This is a genomic window from Subtercola sp. RTI3, assembly GCF_035018625.1.
GTDB lineage: Bacteria > Actinomycetota > Actinomycetes > Actinomycetales > Microbacteriaceae > Subtercola > Subtercola vilae.
The window spans coordinates 70,060-81,601 of record NZ_JASJXO010000011.1 but is presented as its reverse complement, the minus strand read 5'-3'; the positions used below and the strand labels follow the sequence as shown (position 1 = coordinate 81,601).

The window sequence follows — 11,542 nt, the reverse complement described above, 5'->3', positions numbered from 1 at the left end:
ACGTCACACTTCCCCTCATTCGAGGCCCGGTATTTCTCTATCTGCTTCTCACAACCATCAGTACCGTCGGAGCGTTCGGCCTGGTGTACTTCCTCACGCAGGGCGGCCCCGCCGGCCAGACCCGCATCGCCGCGATCTACATCTATGAACGCGCGTTGCAGTTCTCCCAGATCGGCATCGGCAGTGCCGCGTCGATGATTCTGCTGGCCATCGTGCTGGTGCTCGGGCTCGTGTATGTGCGGCTCGCGAAAGTGGAGGTATGACATGACGTCTGTCGCGGTCAAACCCGTTTCTCCCCCCGAGGTCGCGCCACCGCAGACCTTCCGTCGTCGCCGGCTCACCCCGGTGGCGAAGATGCAGCGGGTGCTCGGCTATACCTTGATCGGCTTGCTGGGCCTCTTCTGTCTCGTGCCTTTTGCCTGGGTCGTGTTGAGCGCCATCGACGCGCACGCGGGCCCCAACGTTCAGCTGCCCACGCTCTCGTTCGAGAACTTCACGCGATTCTTCACCAACTCGGGCACGCCCCTGTTGCTGATGAACAGCCTCATCATCGGCATTGGCGCCACCGCGCTCAACCTGATTCTCGGGCTTGCCGGCGGGTACGCTCTGGCCCGCTTCGAATTTCGAGGCCGCCGCGCCTTCATGTACGGCATCCTTCTGATCAGGGTGATTCCGGCCCCGGCCACCATCGTGGCGCTCTACTTGATCCTGGTGAACCTGAAACTCACGAACACGCTCTACGGTCTCATTCTCGTCGAGGCCGTGCTGCAGCTTCCGGTTACCCTGTGGCTGCTGAAAGGCACCATCTCTGCCGTTCCCATCGAGCTCGAAGAGGCCGCGTGGGTCGACGGCAACTCGCGCTTCCAGGCCATCTGGCGCATTGTGCTGCCACTCGTCGGCCCCGGCTTGGGTGCCGCCGCCATGCTCACGTTCATGGGGGTGTGGGGTGACTTTCTGACACCGCTGGTCATGCTGCAGAGTCAGGAACTGTACCCGCTCTCGATCGGTCTGTTCCGTGCCTTCAGCGAGCACAACCAGGTCGACTGGGGCCTGCTGGCCGCCAGTGCGATCGTCTATGTGGCTCCGCCCGCGATCCTCTACATCTTCGTGCGCAAGCACTTGCTGCGCTCGAGCCTCGGTGGCGCGGTGAAAGGATGACCGCGACCCCCGCTGATCGGATCGAACAGGCCTGGGTGCCGGGCGACCGACTGCCCGTCATCGTCGTCGGTGCTGGCGCCATGGGCCTGGAGTGGATCCGCATGCTCAGCGCGTCGGCGTATGCCGTGCCCGTCGGTGTAGTCGACCTCAACCTCGACCTCGCTGCCTCGGCGGTTGCCGCCGCCGGTATCGACGGCGCTCTCGTCGCAACCTCGATCGCCGACGTCGCCGAACGTTCTGGAGCGAAGGCCGTGATCAATGTGACGGTGCCGCAGGCGCACAACACGGTGAACGAGCAGGCACTGCGGGCGGGCCTCCCAGTTCTCTGCGAGAAGCCGTTGGCGCCCACCGTGGCCGAAGCGCTTCGTCAGGTAGCGCTTGTCAACGTGACCGGTGGCCTGCTCATGGTCAGCCAGTCACGCCGGTACTTCAACCATCTCGCCGCGTTTCGCCGGGGCGTGGCGGGCCTTGGCCCGCTGGCGGCCGTGCACGCGCAGTTCTACCACGCCGATCATGAACCGGGCTTTCGTGAACAGATGGCGCATCCACTGCTCGTCGACATGTCGATCCACCATTTCGACATGGTGCGCTACCTCACGGGCGATGAGCCGATTGCCGTGCGGTGCAGCTCCTGGAACCCGGCCTGGAGTTGGTTCGCCGGAGACGCCGCCGCTTCGGCTGAGTTCGAGCTCGCATCCGGGGCCAGGTTCATCTACTCGGGAAGCCGGTGCACACCGGGTCTTCAGACATCGTGGAATGCCGATTGGCATGCGTATGGCGAGTTCGGCGCCGCGGCATGGAACGGCGACAGCGTCGTGCAGGTCGATACCACCGAATCGAGTCTTGCTGTCGGCGAGGCGAGCGAAGGCATCGAAGGCTCACTCGAAGAATTTGCTTCGGCTGTGCGCTCTGGTACGACGCCGCAGAACGAGGTGCGTGCGAATGTGCGGAGCCTTGCGATGGTCGAGGCGGCAGTTCAGAGCAGCGATCGCGGGGGAGAGCGCGTCGTGATCGCCGAACTTCTCGAGGAGTCACTCGCCCGAGCCATCGCCGACGAACTACACGACGACGTTGCCAGCCAGCTGCAATCGTGGGCGAGCGCCGTCGACGGAATTGAAACACCGGCTTGGGGCCGAGCCCCAGCTTTGATCGCGTCAGGAGGCGCCGAATGACCACCTCAGAACAGAACACCACCGAGCCGATCAGAGTGGTGGTGTGGGGCGAGAACCGCCACGAACAGGTCAACCCTGTCGTTCGCGGTATCTACCCTGACGGCATGCACAGCACTATTGCAGAGGGAATCACTCGCCTGCTCGGCGCTGCTGCCGTGGTGACGACCCGTGTACTCGACGATTCCGAGCACGGGATGACCGAGCAGACGCTCGCGAATACCGACGTGCTGCTCTGGTGGGGGCACACCGCACACGAAGAAGTAGCCGACGAGGTTGTCGAGCGCATCCATCGGCACGTGCTTCAGGGGATGGGCATCATCGTGCTGCATTCGGGGCACCACTCGAAGATCTTTCGCCGCCTGATGGGCACCACGTGCAGCCTCCGCTGGCGCAACGACGCTGATAGCGAGCTGGTGTGGACAGTTGCGCCGCGGCATCCGATCTCCGACGGTGTTCCGCAGCCGATTGTCATCCCGGGCCAGGAGATGTACGGCGAATTCTTCGATATCCCTGAACCCGATGAGCTCGTGTTCATCAGCAGTTTCTCGGGCGGGGAGGTGTTTCGAAGCGGCGTCACCTACCGGCGCGGGTACGGCAAGGTGTTCTATTTCAGCCCGGGCGATGAGATCTTCCCTGTGTACCACCACCCCGATGTGCAGAGAGTCATCGCGAATGGGGTGCAGTGGGCGAAGCCCGAGCGTGCCCGGGAATCGTATCTCGTGACACCGATGTACCTGTCTGGAGAGTTCGACCGCCCGGTGCTGACCTCGCCTGCAGGGCTGGTCGACTACTACACTCGCGAGCTCGTCGAACCACGGGAGTTGCACGAGTGAGCGACGAGTCGAATCCGAACGGTCGGGTGCGGCTCGACGCCTCTGCGCTCGCGATGCAGCGTGTACGTCGATTCACGCGATTTCGCATCCAACCGGCGCTCTACCGGGAGTCGCGCGCAGTCGAAGTGGCCGCCTGGGCCGTCGGCGGTGAACCGGTGACGTTCGCGTACGCCGTGAAGCAGACCTTCGAGCCGATGAGCCTCGGTGCCCGATGGGGCCGGCCGTGGGACACCGTCTGGTTCGACGTGCGAGGTGAGGTTCCGGCCGACTGGGCGCCGGAAGAAACCGAGCTCGTGGTGGATCTCGGATTCACCGGGGACCAGCCGGGATTTCAGGCCGAGGCCACGGCATACCGACCTGACGGCTCGATCGTGAAGGCGATCGAACCCTTCAACGCGTGGGTGCCGCTACCCCAACCGGGCCCGTTCCGATTACTACTCGAGGCTGCGGCGAACCCGCTCGTGCAGGTTCCGTACGAGTACGAGCCCACGTCGCTCGGCGACCTGGCAACCTCTGGCGACGAACCCTTCTACCGATTGCTGAAGCTCGAAGTGGCCCGGCGCGACCTCGTGGTGTGGGAGCTGCTGCAAGACATCGTGACCCTCGATGGGCTCGTCGATGTGCTGCCCCGAGACGGTGCCAGGCGCGCGGAGATCGTTCATGCGCTCGAACGCATGGTCGACCTGATGGATCCCGACGACGTTTCCGCATCGGCGGCGCTCGGACGCAGCGCTCTCGCCGGAGTACTGGCAACGACGGCCCCCGCCAGCGCTCTCACCGTCTCAGCAGTCGGTCACGCTCACATCGACTGCGCATGGCTCTGGCCGACCCGTGAGACGGTGCGAAAGGTCGCACGCACCTTCGCAAACGTTCTCGATCTCATCGACCGTGACGCCGATTTCGTCTTCGCCGCGTCGTCTGCGCAGCAATACGCCTGGCTTCAGCAGAGCCAGCCTGTGCTGTTCGAGAGGGTTCGGGCTGCCGTCGCTGCCGGTCGCATTCGACCGGTGGGCGGCATGTGGGTCGAGTCAGACACGAACATGCCCGGGGGAGAAGCCCTTGCGCGGCAGTTCGTCATGGGAAAGCAGTACTTTCTTCACGAGTTCGGGGTGGAGACCGACGAGGTATGGCTGCCCGACTCGTTCGGTTACAGCGCCGCTCTGCCCCAGATCGCCCGCGCCGCGGGGGCCCGGTACTTTCTCACCCAGAAGCCGTCGTGGAACGAGACAAACAAGATGCCGTTCTCGACTTTTCACTGGGAGGGTATCGACGGGTCGCGCGTGTTCACGCACTTTCCCCCGGCAGAGACGTACAACTCCGACCTCGGGGCGCTGGATCTCGCCCGTACTGAACGCACCTTCAGCGAGAAGGGGGCAGCCCGCGAAGTGCTCGGCCTCTTCGGGTGGGGTGACGGGGGCGGCGGGCCGACCCGCGAGATGCTCGCGCAGGCCGCTCGCAAGCGTGACCTCGATGGGTCGCCGAAGGTGCGGTTGTCAGATCCGCACTCCTTCTTCACCGCGGCGGAGGCAGAACTGAGCGACCCGCCGGTGTGGATCGGCGAGATGTATCTCGAGTTGCACCGCGGCACTCTGGTCTCTCAACAGAAGACGAAGCGCGGCAACCGCCACAGCGAGGCGCTTCTCAGGCAGGCGGAGCTCTGGTCGAGCACGGCAACGATTCTGCGAGGCGCGCCGTACCCCGCGGCCGAGCTGAAAGAGGCCTGGCAGACGGTGCTGCTGCAGCAGTTTCACGACATTCTCCCCGGCACCTCTATCGCGTGGGTGCATCAGGATGCCGAAGCCGCGTACGCACGCGTGGAGGCGTCACTCACGGCTCTCATTTCTGCGGCGATTGCAGAATTGACCGCCGAGCGTGAGAGCGGCGATGGTGGCACGCCACTCGCCGCCAACGCGGGCCCCTATGCCCAGAACGGTGTCGAAGCGATGGGTATCGGGCCGGTTTCTCTTCGCACACCCGTGATGCCGCGTGCGCTCGGCGGCACGTTCGTGCTGGAGGATCCGACACTGCGCGTTGTGATCGACGCGGCGGGCACACTGGTCTCCGTGCGGGATCTCACCGTGGGCCGCGAGATGCTACCCGAGGCAACAGCCGGAGCCGTGTTGCAGGTTCTGCGTGACACCCCGCGTGAGTGGGATGCCTGGGACATCAATGAAGAAGACCAACGCTCCGGCCGCGAGCTTCGTGACCCCGTTTCTGTTCGAATCGACGGCGACGCTGTTGCGGTGCGCCATGAGTTCGGAGCCTCATCCATCGACCTGCGATTTCGCATCGCCGACGGCCGCCTCGACCTGGCCTTCGACATCGACTGGCGCGAGTCGCAGAAACTGCTGAAACTCGCCTTTCCGATCGATGTGCGCGCCGACCATGCCACGTCTGAGATTCAGTTCGGGCACCTGCATCGGCCCCTCCATCGAAACACGTCGTGGGATGCCGCGCGGTTCGAGACGGTCGCCCACCGCTGGATACATGTCGGCGAGCCGTCGTGGGGTGTGGCGATTGCCAACGACGTCGTCTACGGCCACGACATGCGCACGCTGACCGCGCCGTCAGGCCGACCCATGGTGATGGCCCGGCTGTCGCTCTTGCGGGCTCCGAACTACCCCGATCCGAGTGCTGATCGCGGTGCACACTCCTTTACGGTCAGCCTGCGGCCCGGCGGCATAGCCGAGGCGGTCGAAGACGGCTATCGGCAGAGCCTCGTGCCGTTGCCCACCCACGGCACGCCGGTAGCGCCACTGCTGGTGGTGTCGAACCCGGCTGTTGTCATCGAAGCGGTGAAGCTCGCTGAAGACGACAGCGGAGACCTGGTGGTGCGTCTGTACGAAGCCCACGGCAACCGCTCGTCGGCGACCCTCGAGACGTCGATCGACTGGCACGCAGTCGAACCGACCGACCTGCTCGAGCGAGTAGTCTCGAGCAACGCGATCCGCTCGTCGGCCCCACGACGGCTCGAACTGCAACTGCGCCCCTTCGAACTGTTGACCTTGAGATTCCGCGCGCCGCGCGCGTCACCGTGAAAGGCCCCTCGATGAACGACACGACTCACTACCTGAACGACGTCGGCCCCGGTCGTGGTCAGCGACGGCCCGCACGGTCGTGGTTGCATTCAGACGCGCCCACCCTGGCGCTCGACGGTACGTGGCGGTTTCGCCTTCTGAGCGGCGCCCCTGGAACCCTCGGGGCTCCCGATGTTCTGCCAGACGGAGAACCGGTCGATGCGTTCGCCGCTGCAGAATTCGACGACTCGGCCTGGGATGAGCTGCCTGTGCCGAGCCACTGGGTGCTGCACGCAGAGGGCCGCTACGGTTTTCCCCAGTACACCAATGTGCAGCTGCCCTTTGCCCAAGACCCACCGTTCTCACCCGACGAGAACCCGACCGGAGATCACCGCCGGTCGTTCGTGCTGCCGCCGGAATGGATGCAGCGGGGCGTGTTCGAAGCCGTGGTGTTGCGCTTCGAGGGCGTCGAGTCGCGGTACCGGGTGTGGGTCAACGGAGTCGAGATCGGGGTGGGTACAGGCTCGCGCCTGGCCCAGGAGTTCGATGTGACCGATGCCGTGCAGGCCGGGCACAACACCATCGCGGTGCGCGTGCACCAATGGTCGGCTTCGACCTATATTGAAGATCAAGACCAGTGGTGGCTGCCCGGTATCTACCGCTCGGTGACCCTCCAGGCGCGCCCGGTCGGCGGCATCGAAGACGTGTGGCTCCGCGCTGGCTTCGACCACACCACCGGCAGAGGATTGCTGACGACCGAGTTGCGCGCCGGCGACGCCGCATTCCCCGTGCGCCTGCGCATTCCCGAACTCGACATCGATGTCGAGTGGGCGGCAGCTTCTAAAGTGAAGCCGATAGAGGTCGCCGCGGTCCGGCCCTGGACGGCGGAGAGCCCGCGGCTCTACGCGGCCACGGTCACCGGCGGTCACGGGGCCGAGACGATCGAACTCATGCTGGGATTTCGCACCATCGAGATCGTGGGCGACCAGTTTCTCGTCAACGGGCGCCGCGTGGTGCTGCACGGCATGAACCGGCACGAAACGAACCCCGATCTCGGCCGCGGTTTCGATGAAGAGTTCGTGCGTCGCGACCTCGAGCTGATGAAGCGCCACAATGTCAACGCCATTCGCACGGCGCACTATCCGCCGCATCCCCGGGTGCTCGACCTCGCCGACGAACTGGGCTTCTGGGTCATGCTGGAGTGCGACATCGAGACGCATGCCTTTCATCATGGCGGCAGCGTGTTCGGGCCCGGTACCGACGAGTGGATGGGCAATCCGAGCGAAGACCCGGCCTGGCTCCCCACGTACCTCGATCGCATCGAGCGAACGGTCGAGCGCGACAAGAACCACCCCTGCATCGTGATGTTCTCGCTCGGCAACGAGTCTGGAACCGGCGCCAACCTGGCTGCCATGTCGGAGTGGGTTCACGCCCGCGACCCTGAGCGCCCCGTTCACTACGAAGGAGACAAGACGGGTGCCTACACTGACGTGTATTCGCGCATGTATGCCTCGATTGCCGAAGTGACGAGCATCGGCAGTGACTCGACCGAGCTTTTGCTCGATGCCTCGGGCGCGCAGTCGGCGAGGCTGCGCACGAAGCCGTTTCTGCTCTGCGAGTACGTTCACGCCATGGGCAACGGGCCGGGCGGCATCGACCTCTACGAAAACCTGGTCGACCAGTACCCGCGGCTGCACGGCGGCTTCGTGTGGGAGTGGCGCGACCACGGCATACGCACGCGAACGCCCGACGGCACCGAGTTCTTCGGCTACGGCGGCGACTTCGGTGAGACGGGTGTGCACGACGGTCACTTCTGTATGGATGGCATGGTGCTCTCCGATGGAACGCCCACCCCCGGCCTCGTCGAGTTCAAGGCGGTCACCGCCCCCCTCCGCTTCTCTCTCACCGTTGTCGAACAGTCGGTGCGGGTGACCGTCTCGAACAGACGCCACTCATCCGATGCCTCAGACCTCACCTTCGCGTGGCGCATCGAGCACAACGGAGTCAGGGTTGCCGGTGGCCTGCTCGACGTGGTCTCCGAGATCGGTGTGGCCCTGCCGGCCGGGTCGGCTGTGACCGTCGACGTAGCTGTTGACCCCACTCTGCTGAGGATTCAGACCGGAGAACTGTGGTTCACGGTTGAGGCACAACTCGCCATCGACACCGCATGGGCGCCGGCGGGGCACGTACTCGCCGTACAGCAGACGCTTCTGCAGACGGTCGCGGCGCCCCAGCGCTCGCGGTTCGCGCCAGACCCGAAGGCTCTGGCGGCATCCGGAGCCCAACGCGACGCCTTCGCGCGGCAAAACCTCGGCCCGGCAGAATTCACGTCGGGCAGGCTCAGCGCCCTGGCCGGCCAGAGCATCTCCGGGCCTCGACTCGAGCTCTGGCGCGCCCCCACCGACAACGACGGCGGCTCGCACATGGGCAGCTACGACGTCAGTGACCCGATGCAAGGGCGGGGGCTCGGAATACCGGGCCCGTCGTACGCAGACCAATGGCGAGGCGCCGGGCTTGACCGGTTGAGAAGCCGCGTGGTCGATGTTCAGGCCACCGCGACCACCTTCGAACGCACAACCCGCTGGGCCGCGGCAGACACGCGTGTCGCGGTCACCCTCGACGAGCAGTGGCAGATCGATGGCGAGGCAGTGCTCCTCAGCCTTCGGATGATTCCCTCCTCCCGCTGGAACATCGTCTTTCCGCGGCTCGGAGTGCGGTTCGACCTGCCGGCCGATGTGGTCGGTGCAGAGTGGTTCGGTACCGGGCCGGGGGAGTCGTACCCCGACTCGCGCCGCGGAGTTCAGGTTGGCCGTTTTCGTGCCGGAATCGACGAGCTGACGTTCCCGTACGCCTGGCCTCAGGAGAGCGGGCATCGGAGCGACGTGCGGCAACTCGATATCGACTCCGCGCAGGGGTCGTGGTTGCGTATCGAGGCAGAACACGATGTTCGGGGCCGGCTGCCGGGGTTCACCCTCGCCCGGCACACCGCCCACGAGGTCGCCCGCGCAGCCCATCAGCACGAACTGCTCACGCCCACTGCGACGTACCTGTACCTCGATGTCGCTCAGAACGGTCTCGGCTCGCGGGCGTGCGGCCCAGACGTCTGGCCAGACGCACTGCTCCGCCCCGAGACCCGTTCGATGAAGCTGAGATTCGAGGCCCGATGAATACGACGGACACAACCCCGCCCAGCGCGCTGGTGCACCTGACGACCGCTGGGGTGAGCCTGCTGCTCGACGCGACTGACGCGCGATTGCCAGCGGTTGTCTACTGGGGGTCTGCTCTCGGATCGCTCACATCTGAAGACGCTCGCGCGCTTTCTGACGCATTGGTAGAGCCCGCGAGTGGCAACGTGGTCGACCAGCCCGTTCGTCTGGCACTGTTGCCGGAGCTGCACGCAGGCTGGGAGGGCAAGCCCGGGGTGGCGGGGCATCGCGATGGTACGGACTGGTCGCCCAAGTTCGCTGTCACGTCGATCGAGTTCACCACCGAACCTCATCGAGAGGGCATCCTCAGTGAGGCCGGCGCGGCCGCGGTAACGTTTCGGGCCGGTGACGGCCATGCGGGGCTGAGCCTGACGATCGAGGTCGAACTGCTGGTGAGCGGGCTGCTGCGCGCCCGCGCCGAACTGACGAACACTGCTGCGGGCACGTACACCGTGACCGATCTGAACGTGGCGCTGCCGGTACCCTCCCGAGCCAGCGAGATTCTCGATTTTGCCGGCCGTTGGAGTAGAGAACGCACGCCACAGCGTCGTCAACTTGTCGTCGGCATCCATGAGCGAGAAGGCCGAAAGGGTCGCACTGGCCCGGATGCGGCGACGATCCTCAGTGTCGGTACGCCCGGATTCGGCTTTCAGCACGGCGAGGTATGGGGCGTTCACGTCGCTTTCAGCGGCAACCACCGCCACTACGCCGAGCGCTTGTCGACCGGGTTTCAGGTGGTGGGCGGCGGCGAACTGCTGCTGCCGGGTGAGATTCGGCTGCAACCCGACGCGAGCTACCGCGGGCCATGGCTCTACGGCGCATACGGTAGCGGGCTCGACGACCAGGCACACCGGGTTCATCGGTACCTTCGCAGCCGCGCCGAGCATCCGGCAAGTGAGCGACGGGTCACCCTGAATGTGTGGGAGGCGGTGTACTTCGACCACGACTGCGCCCGACTCATCGACTTGGCCGACCGCGCGGCCGCGATGGGCGTCGAGCGCTATGTGCTCGACGACGGCTGGTTCTCGGGGCGACGTGACGACACCCGTGGTCTCGGCGACTGGAGCGTCGACACAGACGTCTGGCCGACCGGACTCGCCCCGATTGTCGACCATGTGAGGGGCCTCGGCATGGAATTCGGACTCTGGTTCGAGCCCGAGATGATCAACGAAGACAGCGACCTGGCGCGGGCGCACCCGGAGTGGATCATGCAGACCGGCGGGCGGCTGCCCGTCGAGTCGCGGCATCAACAGGTGCTGAATCTCGGCATCCCTGCGGCATACGACCACATCGTGGAACGCATGTCGAGCATCCTCTCGGAGTACGACATCACGTACATTAAGTGGGATCACAATAGAGACCTGATCGACGCCGGCACCTACCCCTCCGGCGCCCCCGGCGTTCACGAGCAGACCCTCGCCGCCTACCGCCTGATGGATGATCTCAAGCGCCGGCACCCCGGTCTCGAAATCGAATCGTGCGCCTCAGGCGGATCGCGCGTCGACCTCGGTGTCATCGAGCGAACCGACCGGGTGTGGGTGAGCGACTGCCTCGACTCGGTCGACCGGCAGCAGATGAACCGTTGGACGATGCAGCTCCTTCCCGCCGAGATGCTCGGTTCGCACATCGGATCAGGGGTCAACCACACCACCGGCCGCCGGCACGAGCTGTCATTTCGCGCCGCAACAGCTCTGTTCGGTCATTTCGGTATCGAATGGGATCTCACACAAGCCACCCAGCAAGAGTCCCTCGACCTCGCTGCGTGGATCGAGCTCTACAAGAAGCACCGTTCCCTTCTTCACACGGGAGACCTCATGCGGGCCGACCAGACCGACCCCACCCTGCAGGTGTACGGTGCGGTCAGCCCCGACAAGAGGGAGGCGCTGATCTTCCTGGCCTATCTGGGCAGATCAGATGTGGCACCGCGGCGCGTCTTCACCGTGCCCGGGCTCGCCCCCGACAAGCGGTACCGAGTTGCTCCTGTGCTCGTCGGCACGCCTGACGACGGTCGCACCGACCCCCTCTGGTACGGCGACGGGTCGGGCGTGGTGCTGACGGGTCGCGTTCTCGCTGCGGCCGGCCTGCAAGCCCCTGGCTCGTTTCCCGAGCGAATTGTTATGTTGCGCGTCACTGAAGAGTGCTGAGGAGACCTCGGC

General features: G+C 65.3%; 7 protein-coding genes. All 7 read left to right on the top strand.

Features of this window, described 5'->3' with window-relative positions; translation table 11 throughout:
* Nucleotides 1-263: carbohydrate ABC transporter permease (locus QN358_RS06690; RefSeq protein WP_416351963.1), on the top strand; the 263-nt coding region annotated here is incomplete at its 5' end.
* A 1-nt stretch (nt 264) separates the two neighbouring features.
* Nucleotides 265-1,158, top strand: coding sequence for a carbohydrate ABC transporter permease (locus QN358_RS06685; protein WP_136640609.1), 894 nt, complete (start codon nt 265-267; stop codon nt 1,156-1,158).
* A complete protein-coding gene (locus QN358_RS06680; RefSeq protein ID WP_136640610.1) occupies nt 1,155-2,330 on the top strand; it encodes a Gfo/Idh/MocA family protein in 1,176 nt (391 codons plus the stop codon). The genes QN358_RS06685 and QN358_RS06680 overlap by 4 nt, the downstream gene beginning before the upstream one ends.
* Complete coding sequence (locus QN358_RS06675) at nt 2,327-3,163, top strand: ThuA domain-containing protein (RefSeq protein WP_136640611.1); 837 nt, start codon at nt 2,327-2,329, stop codon at nt 3,161-3,163. Before QN358_RS06680 ends, QN358_RS06675 begins: the two co-directional genes overlap by 4 nt.
* Complete coding sequence (locus tag QN358_RS06670; protein ID WP_323511931.1) at nt 3,160-6,201, top strand: alpha-mannosidase; 3,042 nt, start codon at nt 3,160-3,162, stop codon at nt 6,199-6,201. Before QN358_RS06675 ends, QN358_RS06670 begins: the two co-directional genes overlap by 4 nt.
* An 11-nt stretch (nt 6,202-6,212) precedes the next feature.
* Entirely contained in the window at nt 6,213-9,347 is a 3,135-nt protein-coding gene (locus QN358_RS06665) for a glycoside hydrolase family 2 TIM barrel-domain containing protein (RefSeq protein WP_323511930.1), read from the top strand.
* Entirely contained in the window at nt 9,344-11,530 is a 2,187-nt protein-coding gene (locus QN358_RS06660) for an alpha-galactosidase (protein ID WP_323511929.1), read from the top strand. The genes QN358_RS06665 and QN358_RS06660 overlap by 4 nt, the downstream gene beginning before the upstream one ends.
* The last annotated feature ends 12 nt before the right edge of the window (nt 11,531-11,542 follow it).

Bases quoted from the DNA above. Each gene is read 5' to 3' on its own strand.
- QN358_RS06675 (WP_136640611.1), top strand. From the start codon at position 2,327: ATGACCACCTCAGAACAGAACACCACCGAGCCGATCAGAGTGGTGGTG.
- QN358_RS06665 (WP_323511930.1), top strand. From the start codon at position 6,213: ATGAACGACACGACTCACTACCTGAACGACGTCGGCCCCGGTCGTGGT.
- QN358_RS06680 (WP_136640610.1), top strand. From the start codon at position 1,155: ATGACCGCGACCCCCGCTGATCGGATCGAACAGGCCTGGGTGCCGGGC.
- QN358_RS06685 (WP_136640609.1), top strand. From the start codon at position 265: ATGACGTCTGTCGCGGTCAAACCCGTTTCTCCCCCCGAGGTCGCGCCA.
- QN358_RS06660 (WP_323511929.1), top strand. From the start codon at position 9,344: ATGAATACGACGGACACAACCCCGCCCAGCGCGCTGGTGCACCTGACG.